The organism is Actinobacillus suis ATCC 33415, from assembly GCF_000739435.1.
GTDB classification, from domain to species: Bacteria; Pseudomonadota; Gammaproteobacteria; order Enterobacterales; family Pasteurellaceae; genus Actinobacillus; species Actinobacillus suis.
The window spans coordinates 291598-308028 of record NZ_CP009159.1 but is presented as its reverse complement, the minus strand read 5'-3'; the positions used below and the strand labels follow the sequence as shown (position 1 = coordinate 308028).

Genomic DNA, 16431 nt, shown 5'->3' with positions numbered 1-16431 from the left:
TCCTTTGAAATAAATTTCAATTCAATTTTAAACAAAAATGATTATCATTTCAACAGAGAGATATACATAAACAAAAGGCAGGGTATTATCCTGCCTCATTTATCTAGTATCTAGACTATCATTATGACTTTAGCAAACTACCTTTGGCAGCTTTCAGGTACTGAATCATAGACCAAAGTGTCAACCCAGCCGCAATATAAAGAAGAATCCAAGCAAGAACTTCCATTGCTAAATTAAATCGCCATAACATTCCACCAAGCGCTAACATTTGTGCTGTTGTTTTAAATTTCCCCCATACGGAAACCGCTACACTCGCTCTCTCACCAAGCTCTGCCATCCATTCTCTTAATGCGGAAATAATAATTTCTCGAGCAATCATAATTGCTGCTGGAATGGTAATCCACCACGTATGATAATATTCCACCACACAAACCAATGCCACAGCTACTAACACTTTATCCGCAACAGGATCTAAAAATGCTCCTAAGCGTGTAGTTTGATTCCATTTACGAGCTAAATAACCGTCAAAGGCATCCGTAATAGAAGCAATAAAGAAAATAAGTGTTGAAATTTCAGGTGCATACCAACCGGCAGGTAAATAAAAGGCAATCACAAACAAAGGGATCAAAATTACCCGAAATAAGGTTAAATAGGTAGGAAAATTTAGTTTCATATAGAGGTGTTTGCAAAGTAAATATTTAGTCGTTTAAGTGTATCACACTCATAAGAAAATTTTTAACTATTGCATAGATAAAGTCAATTGACTTTAGGCAAATTTGTCGCTAATTTACACTTGATTTATGGAAGTTTGTCCATACATAAATTGCAATTTTGTTCAACTTAAAGGAAACAATATGGAAAATCGTGTAATTAACGGTGCAGCAAGCAGTGAATCCTTACTCAGCACTCACAAAGTATTACGTAATACTTATTTATTACTTTCAATGACATTAGCCTTTTCAGCAGTAATTGCTTTTGTGGCAATGTCAATGAATGCACCGGCATTACCATGGTGGGGATTATTAATCGGCTTCTACGGTTTATTATTCCTAACCAATGCAACAGCAAATAGCGGTGCAGGTATTTTAAGCGTATTTGCTTTAACCGGCTTTTTAGGTTATACCCTTGGCCCAATTTTAAACCGCTATATCGGTGCGGGTTTAGGTGACGTTGTGGTTCTTGCGCTTGGCGCAACCGCATTAGTATTCTTTACGTGTTCGGCTTATGTACTTACGACCAAGAAAGATATGTCATTTTTATCGGGTATGATGATGGCATTATTCGTAGTGTTACTTGTTGGTATCATCGCAAATATTTTCTTAGCAATTCCGGCATTAAGCCTTGCAATGAGTGCATTATTTGTAGTGTTCTCAAGCGGTGCGATTTTACTTGGTACAAGTAATATTATTCACGGTGGCGAAACGAATTATATCCGTGCGACAGTGGATTTATACGTATCTCTATACAACCTATTCTTAAGCCTATTACAAATCTTTGGTGTCTTAGGTAGTGACGATTAATCTAAAACAAATTTGAGAGAGTAAGTGCCACACCTGTGGCACTTTTTATTTTTATGAATTACATTGAATTAAACGAACAAAAATATCCGACAGATGCTTCAGGTTACTTAACTAACCTTGATGATTGGTCAGAAGCACTTGCGATTGAAATTGCCAAGAAAGAACAAATTGTTCTGACAAATGAACACTGGGAAATTATCTTTCTAGTACGCGATTTCTATCAAGAATACAAAACCTCACCTGCAATCCGAATGCTAGTTAAAGCGATGGCGCAAAAATTCGGTGAAGAGAAAGGCAATAGCCGTTATTTACAACGTTTATTTCCTGATGGCCCAGCAAAACAAGCAACCAAAATTGCCGGTTTACCTAAACCCATAAAATGTTTATAATTATTATTAATTGAGATTTATTCTCAATTTCATCATAAGTGAAAATTCATGATAAAAAGGAGAAACTATGAAACTTTCATTTTTAAAACAAGCATTTGTGGTCACATTAGGTATGAGTGCCGCCCTCTCAATGGCTGCACCGTTCAAAGTTGTTACTACCTTTACCGTTATCCAAGATATTGCACAAAACGTTGCCGGTGATAAAGCGGTTGTAGAATCTATTACCAAACCTGGCGCAGAAATTCATGACTATCAACCAACACCTAAAGATATTGCTAAAGCACAAAAAGCTGACCTTATCTTATGGAACGGTATGAATTTAGAACGTTGGTTTGAACGTTTCTTTGAAAACGTAAAAGGTAAACCGGCTGTTGTTGTGACCGAAGGCATTACGCCAATTGCAATTGCTGAAGGTGAATATAAAAACTTACCGAATCCGCATGCGTGGATGTCATCAGCGAATGCTCTGCAATATATTGAAAATATTCGTGCCGCATTAGTGAAATACGATCCGAAAAATGCCGAAAGCTATAACCAAAATGCTAAAGCTTACGCTGAAAAAGTCAAAGCTATTGCAGAGCCTTTACGCCAACGCCTATCTGTTATTCCGGAAGCACAACGTTGGTTAGTAACCAGTGAAGGTGCATTTAGTTATTTAGCACAAGATTATCAGTTAAAAGAACTTTATTTATGGGCAATCAATGCTGAAGAACAAGGTTCTCCGCAACAAGTGAAAAAGGTGATCGACGGCGTAAAAGCTAACAATATCCCTGTTGTTTTCAGCGAAAGTACCGTATCGGATAAACCGGCTAAACAAGTAGCAAAAGAAACTGGCGCATTATACGGCGGTGTATTATATGTCGATTCACTTTCAACCAAAGACGGCGCTGTACCGACTTATTTGGATTTATTAAAAGTGACAATCAGCACAATTGTTGACGGTTTTGAAAAAAGCAAAAAATAATATGGCATCCATTCCAACCTCTATTTCTGTTGAAAAGCTAAGTGTCCGTTATAATAACGGGCATTTAGCCTTACATGACGTATCCTTTCAGATTCAAGACGGCACAATTTGTGCTTTAATCGGTGTGAATGGCGGTGGTAAATCTACGCTATTTAAAAGTTTAATGGGATTAGTCAAACCTCAAACCGGCAAAATCCTGTTAAACCACATGCCAATTCAACAAGCTTTGAAACAAAATCTAGTATCTTATGTGCCACAAAGTGAAGAAGTCGATTGGCAATTTCCTGTTTCCGTTTACGATGTAGTGATGATGGGTCGGTATGGCTATATGGGATTGCTACGCAGTCCTTCACCTCTTGATAAACAAAAAGTGATGCAGGCAATGGAACGAGTGGACATTTGCCATTTGCAACACCGACAAATCGGTGAGCTTTCTGGCGGACAGAAAAAGCGAGTGTTTCTTGCTCGAGCATTGGCACAAGAAAGTCAGATTATTTTACTGGACGAGCCGTTTACCGGTGTTGATGTCAAAACTGAAAATGCCATCGTTGAATTGTTGCAGCAACTGCGTAGCGAAGGACATTTAGTTTTAGTTTCAACACATAATTTAAATAGCGTGCCTAGCTTTTGCGATCAAGTATTGATGATCAATCGTACCTTACTTGCTGCCGGGAAAACCGAAACCACCTTTACTACCGAAAATCTGGAAAAAGTCTTTGGCGGAGTACTACATTATCTTGCTAAAGATATTGGATAAACGCATCACAGCAAAAGACTGCTACAGTATGCTCTAATTGCTACAAGCGGTCTTTTTTTCTGTGTTTTTTGCAAAAAAGTCTTCAAAAATAACCGCTTAGAAAAGAATAAAGTGCTGAAAAATTACTATTTCCTTGCTCATTTTTAGAGGAAATCGCCGGTCTTTTTCAAATTTCCCTTGTAATTTTGCTCAGTTTTGCTAAATTCTTCAGGTTATTTTGCTATTTTTTAAGGTCTAACCATGAACCAATTAGATTTAATCAAATCATCTATCAAATCTATTCCTGACTATCCGAAAGCAGGTATTATTTTCCGTGACATTACCTCATTATTAGAAGTGCCGGAAGCATTCAAGGCAACCGTAGATGCGATCGTTGCTGAATTTAAAGATAAAGGTATTACTAAAGTCGTTGGAACCGAATCTCGCGGTTTTATCTTTGGCGCACCGGTTGCACTTGCGTTAGGCGTACCATTTGTCTTAGTTCGTAAACCAAAAAAATTACCACGTGAAGTTATTTCACAATCTTATTCTTTAGAATATGGTGAAGATACGCTGGAAATCCACTTAGATTCAGTAAAAGAAAGTGACAATGTGTTAGTTGTGGATGATTTATTAGCAACCGGCGGTACGATTGACGCTACGGCAAAATTAATTCGTCGCTTAGGCGGTAAAGTAGAACATGCTGCATTTGTGATTTGGTTACCGGATTTAGGCGGTAAAGAACGTCTAGAAAAAGAAGGCATCAACTCATTCACATTAGTTGAATTTGCCGGTCATTAATATTTCTTAGTACGGAATACTATTCCGTAATAAATAAGAGTCGCAATGAGTTATCAAGTTTTAGCCCGTAAATGGCGTCCGCAACGTTTTTCTGAGGTTGTCGGACAACAACACGTTTTATCTGCATTAGAAAATGGTCTGCGTGAAGGCAGACTTCATCACGCCTACCTGTTTTCTGGTACACGTGGTGTAGGTAAAACCTCGATTGCACGCCTATTTGCAAAAGGCTTAAATTGCGAAACCGGTATCACCGCAACGCCTTGCGGTGAATGCGCAAATTGTAAAGCGATCGAAGAAGGTCGCTTTATTGATCTGATTGAAATTGATGCGGCTTCACGCACCAAAGTCGAAGACACTCGTGAACTGCTTGATAACGTTCAATACAAACCAACAGTCGGACGCTTTAAAGTTTACCTGATTGACGAAGTGCATATGCTCTCGCGTCACAGCTTCAATGCGTTGCTTAAAACGCTTGAAGAACCGCCGGAATACGTGAAATTCCTACTGGCGACAACAGATCCACAAAAACTTCCGATCACGATCTTATCTCGCTGTATGCAATTCCATTTGCGTGCGTTGGATCAAGCTCAGATTGCAAACCATCTCGAATTTATCCTGCAACAGGAGAATATTTCCTACGAGTCAGCCGCTATTGAAAAATTGGCAAAAGCGGCTCAAGGCAGTATTCGTGATTCATTAAGTTTAACCGATCAAGCGATTGCGGTAAGTAATGCGAATATTAGCTTACCTATCGTGCAGCAAATGCTCGGTTTAATTGATGATCACCAGCCAATCGAATTAGTCACCGCTCTCGCGCAAGCCGACGGTGAAAAAGCGATGTCGGTCATTCAATCCGTTGCCGAAAAAGGGGTTGATTGGTCACAATTACTCTCGGACATTGCCCAAACTTTACACCAAATTGCGATGCTTCAGTTGCTCAAAAATAATGGGCAGGAACAAACTCAGCTGCATTTTTTAGCAAAACAAATTGCGCCTGAAGACGTACAATTTTTCTATCAGTTAATGCTCAGCGGTAAAAAAGAATTAGAATTCGCACCGGAACAACGTGCCGGTGTGGAAATGACCATTTTACGAGCATTGGCTTTCCATCCTAAACGTGCTGAAGAAATTAATCGCCAACCGGTAAGGGAAGTTGTTCAAACAACAGCAACTGTATCGCATACACCACAGCAAAATATTGAACAGCTCAAAGCACGTCTAACACAAAACCACGCACTGCAAGCGGTTAATTCTGCTCAAAATTTTGTAACACAACCTGCTACAAAACAGGAAAATTCAAGCGCTTATCAGCAGCCCGCCGCAAGCGTTGTTGAAAGAGGTTCAGCGCCAGTATCACCAGCACTTGCAGCAATGCAAGCCCGTAAACAGTTACAGCAAACTCAGGCACAACTTACTCAAAACGAAAAAAAAAAGCCTGAGTTAGCTAAACCGGCTATTTCATCGGCGAGTAGACCAAATTCACAAAAAACGCCAAGTTTACAAGAGCGTTTTATGAATTTGGCAACTGAGCAACAAACGCAAGCTCAGCTTCAACCAACAAAGCAACCAGAAAAACTATTAAGCGATGAAGATTATCGCTGGACGTGGCTCAATCCTGAATTAGAAACCCAAAACGAAAGTGCCAAACCATCCGATATCAAGCAAGCAATCTTACAAGAACGTACGCCGGAATTAGTGGCAAAAACCATCGCATTATCTTGCGAGCAAGACGAATGGTGCCAAATTGTGAATGAATTAAAACTCGGTGGTTTATCTCGTCAAGTGGCATTAAATAGCTATTTAGCCGAAAAACAAGGTGAACAGCTTAAATTGATCCTCAAGCCGGCAATGGCACATTTGGATAATCCCGAATCTCGTCAAAGCCTAGCAACTGCCTTACAAGAAAAAGGCTTTAGCTATGAATTGAGTATTGGCGAAAGTACGGAATATAAAACACCGCTAGAAATTCGCCGTGCCATTTTTGAAAACTTAACCCTCGAAGCCAAAAAAGCGCTTACCAATGATGAAAAATTAATGCTGTTACGCCAAACATTTGATGCGGAAATAGACGAAAGCACAATTAGAGCGGTTGCAGAGAATAAAGAATAATGAAAGCTTTAGAAATCAAAAATCTTATCAAAACCTACCCGACCGGCGTACAGGCAGTTAAAGGAATCGATCTTATTGTCGAACAAGGTGATTTTTACGCATTGCTTGGTCATAACGGTGCGGGTAAATCAACTACCATTGGCATTATCAGCTCCCTCGTGAATAAAACCGGCGGCAGCGTGAAAGTCTTCGGTTATGATCTTGATACGCAAAAAATTCAGCTTAAACAGCAAATCGGTCTCGTGCCGCAAGAATTTAACTTCAATCAGTTTGAAAAAGTGATTGATGTTCTGACTCAGCAAGCCGGTTATTACGGTATCTCACATAAAGAAGCCTTAACTCGAGCTGAAACTTGGCTGAAAAAACTCGATCTTTGGGAAAAACGAAGCCATTTTACCCGTGAGCTTTCCGGTGGTATGAAACGCCGAGTAATGATAGCCAGAGCCTTAATGCATAATCCGAAATTACTGATTTTAGATGAGCCGACCGCTGGGGTGGATATTGAGTTACGCCGTAGTTTATGGGACTTTTTACGTGAACTGAATCAACAAGGCACAACCATTATTTTAACTACTCACTATTTGGAAGAAGCCGAAAATCTTTGCCGTCATATCGGGATTATCCAAAACGGTTTATTGGTTGAAAATACTTCCATGAAAGCCTTGCTTGCCAAATTAGAAACCGAAACTTTTGTGCTGGATTTGCAAAAAAAATCGGAAAATCAACCGCTTGTCATCCATAGCTATCCGTTTAAATGGCTTGATGAGAACACTTTAGAAGTTGAAGTGCAGCGAGAACAGGGTTTAACCAATTTGTTCCAACAAATTGCAGCACAAGGATTTGAAGTCTCAAGTATGCGTAACAAATCCAATCGTTTAGAAGAATTGTTTATGAAAATGGCGAATTAAAATGAATTTAACAGGATTCCTCACTCTTGCCGGCAAAGAATCACGCCGAGTGATTCGTATTTGGAAACAAACACTTGTTCCGCCTATTATTACCACGACACTCTACTTCCTCATTTTCGGAAAATTAATCGGCGGTCGTATCGGCGATATGAGCGGTGTAAGCTATATGCAATTTATTGCGCCCGGACTTGTAATGATGACGGCAATTACCGCATCTTATGTTAATAGCGCATCGTCATTTTTCCTGAGTAAATTCACTAAAACCTATGAAGAATTACTCGTCTCGCCACTTTCCAGTCACGATATTATTTGGGGATATGTTGCGGGAAGTATTATTCGAGGTGGATTGGCAGGCATTTTAGTCATGCTGGTTTCGCTCTTTTTCGTCTCTTACGACATTCATTCATGGGCGATCATTTTGCTGACGCTATTAATGACGACCATCACCTTTGCATTAGGCGGTTTAATCAATGCGGTATATGCGAAATCCTTTGATGATGTCGGTTTAATTCCGACATTCGTACTTACGCCGCTCACTTATTTAGGTGGTGTATTTTATTCTATTTCGCTATTACCGGAGTTTTGGCAAGCCGTCTCCAAGTTCAATCCGATTGTGTATATGATCAACGGTTTCCGCTACGGATTCCTTGGTATTACGGATGTTTCTGTGGTTTATACTTTTTCAGTATTGAGTAGCTTTATCGTTATTTTATATTGGTTTGCTTTTTCATTGATAGAGAAAGGTACCGGCCTACGTTCTTAAAATAAGTTATGTGGACTTGCAAAAAATACGAGAAATTAAACCGCTTGTTTCGCATGATTATATAAAAGGAGACCCAATGAAAACATTAACAAAACTTTTCCTAATCGGTAATATGCTTTTTTCATCAAGTTTGGTATTGGCAACAGATATTACCGTTTTCGCCGCTTCATCAATGACCAATGTATTACAAGAAATCAATCAAGATTTTGCTAAACAATATCCTGATGATAAAGTCATTTTTTCGTTTGCTTCAAGTTCAGTTTTAGCTAGACAGCTTGAACAAGATGCACCGGCAGATGTGTTTATTTCTGCCGACCTGAAATGGATGGACTATCTAAAAGAAAAACAGCCCGCAAAAACGCAAAATATCCGTTATCTCGTTAAAAATGATCTTGTTTTGATCGCACCAAAAGACAGTTCATTAATGGCAGGCGATATACAAGCAGTCGGTTTTGACAAAATTTTAGCAAATGGCTATTTATCGGTCGGTGATCCGGCTCATGTACCGGCAGGCAAATATGCGAAAAAAGCGCTAGAACATTACGGCTTATGGCAGCAAATTGAGCCTAAACTTGCCCGAGCCAAAAATGTACGTGATGCACTTTCGTTTGTCGAACGGGGCGAATCGCCACTCGGTATTGTTTACTCTACCGATGCGAAAGTTTCTAATAAAGTGAAAGTAATCGCAGTTTTTCCAAACGAAAGCTATGGTGAAGTAATTTATCCGGCTGCTACAGTGAGTGATAAAGTACAAGCTAAAATATTTTTAGATTTCCTAAAAACACCGAAAGCCAAAGCGAAATTTGAAGCTGCCGGTTTTTATCCGATTAATTAATTCGACAAAAGGGATAGCTAACGCTATTCCTTTTCTGCTTATCTACGGTTGAAGCAATGTTCAATTTTACCCCACAAGAACTTGATGCCATTTTCCTAAGTTTAAAAGTGGCTTTACTGGCGGTTGTGCTATCCCTACCGTTCGCCATATTTATCGCTTGGTTATTATCTCGCAAACAATTTTGGGGCAAAAACTTATTAAACGGTATTGTTCATTTACCGTTAGTCTTGCCTCCGGTAGTAATCGGTTATTTGTTACTGGTTTCAATGGCCAAAAAAGGTGTAATCGGTCAGTATTTATGGAAATGGTTTGAATTTTCGTTCAGTTTTTCTTGGAAAGGTGCGGTACTTGCTTCAATGGTGATGGCATTTCCGTTAATAGTTAGATCGATCCGCCTGACATTAGATGCGGTTGATCCGAAATTGGAACAAGCCGCCAGAACCTTAGGTGCTTCTCCGTTAAAAGTCTTTTTTACACTCACTCTGCCGCTTTCTTATTCGGGTATTATCGCTGGAGCCGTACTCGGTTTTGCTCGTTCATTAGGAGAATTTGGGGCAACAATCACCTTTGTCTCCAATATTCCGAATCAAACTCAAACCATTCCGTCCGCACTCTTTACTTTTATCGAAACACCGGGCGGCGAACTGGCTGCCGCACGTTTATGTGCCGTTTCGATTATGATTTCCTTAATTGCACTATTTGCTTCCGAATGGTTTGCTGAAAAACAGAAACGCTTACTGAATTAACTTATGCTTCAATTAAATCTACATCAAACACTCGGACAACTTGAGTTAGCGGTAAAATTAGATATCCCGAATAAAGGCGTTACCGCTATTTTCGGGCGTTCCGGAGCCGGTAAATCCAGTTTAATCAATCTGATTGCCGGTTTATCTACGCCACAAAAAGGCTATATCCGACTTAATCAACAAACCTTATTCGATAGCGAGCAAGGGCTCAACCTTGCTCCGGAAAAGCGAAAAATCGGCTATGTATTTCAAGAACACCGACTTTTTCCACACTATACCGTTGAAAAGAACCTCAAATACGGCTACAAGCGGTCGGATTCCGCTCACTTTTTGCAAATCGTACAATTACTTGGTATTGAGCATTTACTCACTCGTTTTCCGGCTAGCCTTTCCGGCGGTGAAAAGCAACGTGTCGCGATCGGTCGAGCGTTATTAAGTGACCCGCAATTATTACTAATGGACGAACCATTATCTGCACTTGATTTACCGCGCAAGCACGAATTGATGAATTATTTGAGCAAACTTGCCGCCCAAATTGAAATTCCGATTTTATATGTCAGCCATAGCTTAGATGAGATTATTCGTTTGGCGGATAACCTTATTTTGCTCGAACAAGGTAAAGTTATGCTTTTCGATAGTGTTACTAACGTGTGGCACCACCCTGCTTTTATGGCTTGGCAACCGGATTCACAAAAAGTTAGCTTATTAGAATTAACGATTCATTCCTACCAACCTACTTACAAAATGGTTGGCTTAAATCTTGGCACGCAGCAAATTTGGATTAACGAAACACCGCATTATCAAATCGGTGATAAATTACGCATTACTATTGCCAGCAAAGATGTATCTATCAGCTTAGAAAAGCCGAACCAAAGTTCTATTCGCAATATCTTACAAGGCAAAATTATGCAGATTATTGAGCAAAGTGAACGAGTGGATATTGCCGTCTTAGTTGATAACGACACAATATGGGCTAGCATTAGCTTATGGTCATTTGATGAATTGGCATTAAAAGAAGGGCAATATGTCTATTTACAAGTCAAAAGCGTTTCTTTGTAGAAATGCAAAAATTTAGTAAAATACGACCGCTTATTTGAGAGAGAAACCATGCCAGTAGTAAACCAATCATCCCTTGTCGCTTATAGCGCTGAGCAAATGTATCAGCTCGTTAATGATTACGAAAAATACCCGCAATTTTTATCCAGTTGCGTAGGTTCCAAAACCATTAGTCGTGGTGAAACAGAACTAGAAGCAGAGCTACATATTCAAAAATTAGGTATTAGCCAAACTTTTAGTACACATAACACAATGCGCCCGAATGAACGTATTGAAATGAAATTAATTAAAGGTCCTTTTCGTTATTTACAAGGTGTTTGGACATTCCAACCTTTTGATGAACAAAGCTGTAAAATCAGCTTACAACTTGAATTTGAGTTCTCAAATCCTGTTGTTGGTATGGTGTTTGGGAAGGTGTTTAACGAAATGACCATAAAAATGGTCAATGCGTTTAAACAGAGAGCCAAGGAGGTTTACGGTGTCTGAATCAGAAAAGATTATTGTTGAAGTTGCTTACGCCTATCCTGAACGTTATTTTCTTAAAAAGCTGACACTTGATAGCGCAACAACAATTCAAAATGTGATTTTGCAATCTGGTATCTTAGAAAAATATACCGAAATCGATTTGAGAACCAATAAAGTTGGTATCTTTAGTCGTCCAGCAAAATTAACCGATATGGTAGAAAATGGTGATCGTATTGAGATTTATCGTCCATTGATTGCGGATCCAAAAGAAATTCGCCGTAAACGAGCAGCAGAACAAAACAAGAAATAAGAAAAAAAGCACGAAAAGTAAAATGCTCTTCGTGCTTTATTTTTCTTAGCGAATATATTTACCCGCCATTGATTGATATACCGTATTCTCGCCTGAAAGAATCGTATATTTTTGATTCAAAATCGAAAGCTGAGAACTAAGCTCGGTATTCATTGCTGCAATCCACTCGCGGAATTCCGATGCACCTTGTTCATAACGATTTTTATAATAAGTGCTGATGCGCTTATCATGTTCATACGCTTTTTGTAAGGTTGCATAGCTACTACGAGCTTGTTCATAAGTATAATAATGCGTATCAATTTCATTCAATGCGCTTGTTAACGTTTGCTCATAATTTAATTTCGCCGTCATATAATCAGACTCTGAAATTTTTACATTATTCTTAACTCGATTCCAATCTAAGAATGGTAAGTCAAATGAAAGAACACCATTACCCACTGGATTATCTGCCACATTATATGCTTTTGCTGTATTACCGGAAATTGATGCGCCTAGAGTAACGGTTGGAAACCAACTTTTTTCTGTAGCGGTTAAACTATTAAATGCACTTTGTAAACGATTTAAACGAGCGGTTACATCCGGACGGTTTGCAATTGCAGAAACCGGTACATTTAAATCTACACCTTGTAATTTCACTGCTAAAATACTTGGATAACGAGAAGGTAGTGATTGATTCGGTTTTAGATTCAATAAATTACGTAGCGTTTGTTCCGCTGTTTTTAAATTCGTACGATAAGCAATTAAGTTATTACGCGCATTTAATGTCGCTTGCTGTGCTTGCTCTACGGCTAAACGGTCGATTGCACCGGCTGCTAACTTATTATTTAAGATGCGTGAAATCTGTTCGTAGTTCTTAATTGTACGTTCAATCACGCTAATAGCATCTTTGTAATAAGCGATTTGATAATATGTTGTCACCACTGAGTTGATCAGTGAAAGACGTGCAGATTTTAAATCCTCAATCGTGGCTTTGTGCTCCCATTCAGCGGCACTTGCCGTATCCGCTAAACGACGCCATAAATCAAGTGTATAGCTTAAATTGAATGCCGCCTTATTTGAGATAGTTGAAACACCTGTTGAAACTTGGTTTGATGTTGAACCAACACCTTTAGATGCTGATGTAGAGCCAGAACCACTAAACGTTGGTACTAAATTTGCTCCGACTAAATTAGCATTATAAAGCGCTTTATTTACTGCAATGGCACTTTTCGCTAAATCTAAGTTATTTGCAATCGCTTGATCAATAACGGTGTTAAGTTGGTTATCGTTATAACCTCTCCACCATTGTTCATTGATTTGAAATTGTTTTGTTATCTCTTGGTATTGTTGATAGGTTGCTTGTGCCTGCTCAAGAGACCCGTCTTTACTCATATTCGTTGAACAAGCAGATAAAGCAAGTGCAACTGAAAGTGTTAAAGCTAATTTTGAAAGTTTCATGTAATTTCCTTGAAACGAGGACAATAAGAAAAATGAATATTTTAAAGAAATCTCTTTTTTCTTGCCAGTTACTATAAAGATCAATTCATTATTGAAATCTTTTACAAAAATTGACCATTTATTATGCTGAGAGTAATTGCTCAATAAGCTGCTGATGTCGGAGAGTCTGAGTATCTAACTTCAAACGCTCCGCAGTTAAAATGCTTTTTAATTCACCTAAGGCAGTCTGAAAATCATCATTCACAATGACATAATCAAACTCATTATAGTGAGACATCTCTGAAATTGCTTCCCCCATTCGTTTTGCAATGGTCTCCGCAGAATCTTGCCCTCTACCAAACAAACGTTTTTCTAACTCCGCTCGGGAAGGTGGCAAAATAAATATAGTCTTTACATTTGGAAGTTTCTGACGAATTTGACGAGCACCTTGCCAATCAATGTCTAAAAAGACATCAATACCTTGAGCTAAACTTTTTTCAATCATAGGCAAAGACGTGCCGTAATAATTACCGAACACTTCAGCCCATTCTAAAAAATGCCCTTTCTCAATTAATGCTTCAAATTCCGCATGATTTGTAAAATAGTAATGCACTCCATCTTCTTCACCCGGGCGAGGATTACGCGTAGTATGGGAAATAGAAAGCTGAACTTCCGAACGAGGTAGATCAGCTAACAGTGCATTGATTAATGAAGATTTACCCGCACCACTAGGTGCAGAAAGAATATAAAGATTACCTAAACTCATAATGTTTAATTAATAATAGACAACAGAAAATGGAAAAATGGATAACCGAGCTGTAGATTCTCAATTATCCATTTTCATTACGTTCTTAATTACTGACGTGCTAAAGGTGGAACAAATGTAATACCTAAATCCCAAGGTTGTTCGATCCATGTTTCTTGTGGGATATCAACTACGTAATCATCCACTAATGGAGCACCGGCTGGTTTAGCAAATACAGTGACGAATTTTGCTTTTGGATACATTTTACGAATTTCTTTTGCGGTATTACCTGTATCAACTAAATCATCCACAACAATAAAGCCTTCGCCATCTGTTTGAGCTGCGTGTAATACTTTTAATTCACCTTGTTCATCATGATCATAACTAGAGATACATACAGTTTCAACATGGCGAATACTTAATTCACGTGCAAGTACCGCTGCAGGGAATAAACCACCACGACTTACTGCAATAATGCCTTTCCATTGCGATGCAGGTAAAAGACGCTCAGCTAATTTACGCGCATGCATGTGGAACATATCCCAAGTTACAACATATTTTTCGTTTGTGTATTTTTCGCTCATACAAAATATCCTAGATAAAAAAAAGCGGTGACAAGGCACCGAATAAAAAAATTACGTTATTTTAACCTAAAAAGCGCTTTCGTGCTATCATTTCCGTTATTCTTCATCAATAGCGGTCTATTTTTTGCAATTTTTTACCAAAACTTAAACGCTATCATTATTTTCACGAGGTTATTATGTCTGAAATTTCAAATCTTTCTCCTACTCTACTATGGCAATGGTTTGATAAAGTGTGCTCAATTCCACACCCTTCATACCATGAAGAACAACTCGCCAACACACTGGTAGAATGGGCTAAATCAAAACAATTATTTGCAGAACGAGATGAAGCCGGAAACGTATTAATTCGTAAGCCTGCCACTGCCGGCATGGAAAATCGTCAATCTCTCGCCTTACAGGCCCACTTAGATATGGTTCCACAGGCAAATGCCGCAACAAAACATGACTTTCTAAAAGATCCTATCCAACCTTATATTGACGGTGAATGGGTTAAAGCAAAAGGAACAACACTAGGCGCAGATAATGGTATTGGTCTTGCGTCTTGCATGGCTGTATTAGAAGCAAATGACATTGCCCACCCAGAAATCGAAGTATTACTTACAATGAGCGAAGAAGTCGGTATGGAAGGCGTATTAGGCTTACGTCCGAATTGGTTAACATCAAATATTATGATCAATACCGATACGGAAGATAACGGGGAAATCTACATTGGTTGTGCCGGTGGCGAGAATATCAATTTAGCACTTCCACTGGAATATCAAGCGTCTCAATTTGATAAAGCTCTAACCATTACCTTAAAAGGTTTACAGGGCGGACACTCCGGATGCGATATCCATACTACTCGTGTCAATGCAATCAAATTACTAGCTCGTATTTTAGCGGAAAGTCTCGCTCAAGCTAATTTCCAATTAGCCGATATCAAAGGTGGCTCAGTACGAAATGCCATTCCTCGAGAGGCCTCGGCAACGATTGTATTCCATGCAAATAATCAAGCAAAAATTACCGCTTGCTTAGCACAATTAACCGAAATTTTAAGCTCAGAGCTAAAACTTGCTGAACCAAATCTCACTTTACTTGTAGAAGAAACTAACGTTCCTACACAAATTTTAACAAGTGAAATAACACAAAAAGCTATTCATTTACTTAATCTCTTGCCAAATGGCATTATCCGTAATAGCGATGTAGTAAAAAATGTTGTTGAAACATCTCTCAGTATCGGTGTATTAACTATCGAAAATAAAGAATTAGTAGCAACGATTCTTTCTCGTTCTCTCATTGAAAGTGGAAAAGCTGACGTACGAGCTAAAATTAATTCTTTAGCGGCGCTTACTAGTGCTCATGTCGAATTTAGCGGCGATTACCCAGGTTGGGAACCTGATACTTCATCTCTCATTACACCATTAACCAAGAAAATTTATGATGAAGTATTGGGCTATGAAGCAAAAATTAAAGTCATTCATGCAGGTCTCGAATGCGGATTAATTAAAAAAGTTTATCCAAATATGGATCTAGTCTCAATCGGACCAACTATCCGTAACGCTCATTCACCGGATGAGAAAGTACATATCCCTGCAGTTGAGATTTATTGGAAATTATTGACCAAACTGCTTGCTCAAGCCCCAGTAAAATAATGAAATAAGGAAATAAAACGGCTAGAAACAATTTCTAGCCGTTTTTTATTCGAAACAAGCGGTTAAATTTCCCTGCCGTTTTGCAAATCATTAGTAAGGCAGTTTAAATCAGCAAAAAGGAAAAAAAGAAAAGAGGATAAAGATAAAAATGAGGTTGAGGTTAAGAATAAGGCTCTGGATAAAACAACATCGTTGCCTGTTGTAGAAAAGCAAAAACCCCGTAGCAATCTCTAACTACGGGGTCCCTAAATTCAATCTGGCGATGCCCTACTCTCACATGGGGAAGCCCCACACTACCATCGGCGTTACTGCGTTTTACTTCTGAGTTCGGAATGGAGTCAGGTAGAGCCACAGCACTCTGGTCGCCAGAATATTCTGTTGATGTCTTTTGTCTTCTTTCTTTGTCTTTGTTCTTTCTTCTTAAATTCGAAACAAGCTGCTACTGAGTGTAGT

Annotated in this window: 18 protein-coding genes and 1 rRNA gene; 14 read left to right on the top strand and 5 right to left on the bottom strand. The window is 38.9% G+C overall.

What is annotated here, in order from left to right:
- Window positions 1–121 precede the first annotated feature (121 nt).
- Window positions 122–673, bottom strand: a complete 552-nt coding sequence (gene pgsA / locus ASU1_RS01450) for a CDP-diacylglycerol--glycerol-3-phosphate 3-phosphatidyltransferase (protein WP_014991087.1) — start codon at window positions 671–673, stop codon at window positions 122–124.
- A gap of 181 nt (window positions 674–854) precedes the next feature.
- Here pgsA and ASU1_RS01445 point away from each other — a divergent pair, with 181 nt between their 5' ends.
- From ASU1_RS01445 to ASU1_RS01385, 13 genes are all read left to right on the top strand, one after another.
- The gene (locus ASU1_RS01445) at window positions 855–1520 is read left to right on the top strand and encodes a Bax inhibitor-1 family protein (protein WP_014991086.1); all 666 of its coding nucleotides are present in this window, start codon (window positions 855–857) and stop codon (window positions 1518–1520) included.
- Between the two features lie 53 nt (window positions 1521–1573).
- Window positions 1574–1909, top strand: coding sequence for a TusE/DsrC/DsvC family sulfur relay protein (locus ASU1_RS01440; RefSeq protein ID WP_039194877.1), 336 nt, complete (start codon window positions 1574–1576; stop codon window positions 1907–1909).
- Window positions 1910–1976: 67 nt separating this feature from the next.
- Window positions 1977–2873 carry a metal ABC transporter substrate-binding protein gene (locus ASU1_RS01435; protein ID WP_039194875.1) on the top strand — a complete coding sequence of 299 codons (897 nt, stop codon included), beginning with the start codon at window positions 1977–1979 and terminating at the stop codon, window positions 2871–2873.
- 1 nt (window position 2874) lies between these two features.
- The gene (locus ASU1_RS01430; RefSeq protein ID WP_014991083.1) at window positions 2875–3630 is read left to right on the top strand and encodes a metal ABC transporter ATP-binding protein; all 756 of its coding nucleotides are present in this window, start codon (window positions 2875–2877) and stop codon (window positions 3628–3630) included.
- Window positions 3631–3870: 240 nt separating this feature from the next.
- Window positions 3871–4410: an adenine phosphoribosyltransferase gene (gene apt / locus ASU1_RS01425; RefSeq protein ID WP_014991082.1), complete on the top strand. Its 540-nt coding sequence runs from the start codon at window positions 3871–3873 to the stop codon at window positions 4408–4410.
- Between the two features lie 45 nt (window positions 4411–4455).
- Window positions 4456–6519, top strand: a complete 2064-nt coding sequence (gene dnaX, locus ASU1_RS01420; protein WP_039194873.1) for a DNA polymerase III subunit gamma/tau — start codon at window positions 4456–4458, stop codon at window positions 6517–6519.
- On the top strand, window positions 6519–7427 hold the full coding sequence (locus ASU1_RS01415; RefSeq protein ID WP_014991080.1) for an ABC transporter ATP-binding protein: 909 nt from the start codon (window positions 6519–6521) through the stop codon (window positions 7425–7427). Before dnaX ends, ASU1_RS01415 begins: the two co-directional genes overlap by 1 nt.
- A gap of 1 nt (window position 7428) precedes the next feature.
- Window positions 7429–8190, top strand: coding sequence for an ABC transporter permease (locus tag ASU1_RS01410; protein WP_014991079.1), 762 nt, complete (start codon window positions 7429–7431; stop codon window positions 8188–8190).
- A 76-nt stretch (window positions 8191–8266) separates the two neighbouring features.
- Window positions 8267–9025 (top strand): molybdate ABC transporter substrate-binding protein, encoded by a 759-nt coding sequence (modA, locus tag ASU1_RS01405; protein ID WP_014991078.1) that lies wholly within the window; start codon window positions 8267–8269, stop codon window positions 9023–9025.
- Between the two features lie 56 nt (window positions 9026–9081).
- Complete coding sequence (modB, locus tag ASU1_RS01400) at window positions 9082–9771, top strand: molybdate ABC transporter permease subunit (RefSeq protein WP_014991077.1); 690 nt, start codon at window positions 9082–9084, stop codon at window positions 9769–9771.
- A 3-nt stretch (window positions 9772–9774) separates the two neighbouring features.
- Window positions 9775–10830, top strand: a complete 1056-nt coding sequence (modC, locus tag ASU1_RS01395; protein ID WP_014991076.1) for a molybdenum ABC transporter ATP-binding protein ModC — start codon at window positions 9775–9777, stop codon at window positions 10828–10830.
- 48 nt (window positions 10831–10878) lie between these two features.
- Window positions 10879–11313 carry a type II toxin-antitoxin system RatA family toxin gene (locus ASU1_RS01390; protein WP_039194870.1) on the top strand — a complete coding sequence of 145 codons (435 nt, stop codon included), beginning with the start codon at window positions 10879–10881 and terminating at the stop codon, window positions 11311–11313.
- Complete coding sequence (locus ASU1_RS01385) at window positions 11273–11602, top strand: RnfH family protein (protein ID WP_043902219.1); 330 nt, start codon at window positions 11273–11275, stop codon at window positions 11600–11602. Before ASU1_RS01390 ends, ASU1_RS01385 begins: the two co-directional genes overlap by 41 nt.
- Window positions 11603–11647: 45 nt before the next feature.
- Here ASU1_RS01385 and tdeA read toward each other — a convergent pair whose 3' ends face one another.
- The 3 genes from tdeA to gpt form a co-directional block, all read right to left on the bottom strand.
- The gene (gene tdeA / locus ASU1_RS01380) at window positions 11648–13039 is read right to left on the bottom strand and encodes a toxin/drug exporter TdeA (RefSeq protein ID WP_014991074.1); all 1392 of its coding nucleotides are present in this window, start codon (window positions 13037–13039) and stop codon (window positions 11648–11650) included.
- Window positions 13040–13160: 121 nt separating this feature from the next.
- On the bottom strand, window positions 13161–13784 hold the full coding sequence (gene gmk / locus ASU1_RS01375; protein WP_014991073.1) for a guanylate kinase: 624 nt from the start codon (window positions 13782–13784) through the stop codon (window positions 13161–13163).
- 89 nt (window positions 13785–13873) lie between these two features.
- Complete coding sequence (gene gpt, locus ASU1_RS01370; RefSeq protein ID WP_014991072.1) at window positions 13874–14347, bottom strand: xanthine phosphoribosyltransferase; 474 nt, start codon at window positions 14345–14347, stop codon at window positions 13874–13876.
- A gap of 176 nt (window positions 14348–14523) precedes the next feature.
- Here gpt and ASU1_RS01365 point away from each other — a divergent pair, with 176 nt between their 5' ends.
- Window positions 14524–15978 (top strand): aminoacyl-histidine dipeptidase, encoded by a 1455-nt coding sequence (locus tag ASU1_RS01365; protein WP_014991071.1) that lies wholly within the window; start codon window positions 14524–14526, stop codon window positions 15976–15978.
- Between the two features lie 254 nt (window positions 15979–16232).
- On the opposite strand, the gene rrf is transcribed toward ASU1_RS01365, so the two are convergent.
- Window positions 16233–16348: ribosomal RNA gene (rrf, locus tag ASU1_RS01360) — 5S ribosomal RNA — on the bottom strand.
- Window positions 16349–16431 lie beyond the last annotated feature (83 nt).

Excerpts from the sequence above, each read along its gene's own strand:
- pgsA (WP_014991087.1), bottom strand. The coding sequence starts at position 673 with ATGAAACTAAATTTTCCTACCTATTTAACCTTATTTCGGGTAATTTTG.
- ASU1_RS01445 (WP_014991086.1), top strand. The coding sequence starts at position 855 with ATGGAAAATCGTGTAATTAACGGTGCAGCAAGCAGTGAATCCTTACTC.
- ASU1_RS01440 (WP_039194877.1), top strand. The coding sequence starts at position 1,574 with ATGAATTACATTGAATTAAACGAACAAAAATATCCGACAGATGCTTCA.
- ASU1_RS01435 (WP_039194875.1), top strand. The coding sequence starts at position 1,977 with ATGAAACTTTCATTTTTAAAACAAGCATTTGTGGTCACATTAGGTATG.
- ASU1_RS01430 (WP_014991083.1), top strand. The coding sequence starts at position 2,875 with ATGGCATCCATTCCAACCTCTATTTCTGTTGAAAAGCTAAGTGTCCGT.
- apt (WP_014991082.1), top strand. The coding sequence starts at position 3,871 with ATGAACCAATTAGATTTAATCAAATCATCTATCAAATCTATTCCTGAC.
- dnaX (WP_039194873.1), top strand. The coding sequence starts at position 4,456 with ATGAGTTATCAAGTTTTAGCCCGTAAATGGCGTCCGCAACGTTTTTCT.
- ASU1_RS01415 (WP_014991080.1), top strand. The coding sequence starts at position 6,519 with ATGAAAGCTTTAGAAATCAAAAATCTTATCAAAACCTACCCGACCGGC.
- ASU1_RS01410 (WP_014991079.1), top strand. The coding sequence starts at position 7,429 with ATGAATTTAACAGGATTCCTCACTCTTGCCGGCAAAGAATCACGCCGA.
- modA (WP_014991078.1), top strand. The coding sequence starts at position 8,267 with ATGAAAACATTAACAAAACTTTTCCTAATCGGTAATATGCTTTTTTCA.
- modB (WP_014991077.1), top strand. The coding sequence starts at position 9,082 with ATGTTCAATTTTACCCCACAAGAACTTGATGCCATTTTCCTAAGTTTA.
- modC (WP_014991076.1), top strand. The coding sequence starts at position 9,775 with ATGCTTCAATTAAATCTACATCAAACACTCGGACAACTTGAGTTAGCG.
- ASU1_RS01390 (WP_039194870.1), top strand. The coding sequence starts at position 10,879 with ATGCCAGTAGTAAACCAATCATCCCTTGTCGCTTATAGCGCTGAGCAA.
- ASU1_RS01385 (WP_043902219.1), top strand. The coding sequence starts at position 11,273 with ATGCGTTTAAACAGAGAGCCAAGGAGGTTTACGGTGTCTGAATCAGAA.
- tdeA (WP_014991074.1), bottom strand. The coding sequence starts at position 13,039 with ATGAAACTTTCAAAATTAGCTTTAACACTTTCAGTTGCACTTGCTTTA.
- gmk (WP_014991073.1), bottom strand. The coding sequence starts at position 13,784 with ATGAGTTTAGGTAATCTTTATATTCTTTCTGCACCTAGTGGTGCGGGT.
- gpt (WP_014991072.1), bottom strand. The coding sequence starts at position 14,347 with ATGAGCGAAAAATACACAAACGAAAAATATGTTGTAACTTGGGATATG.
- ASU1_RS01365 (WP_014991071.1), top strand. The coding sequence starts at position 14,524 with ATGTCTGAAATTTCAAATCTTTCTCCTACTCTACTATGGCAATGGTTT.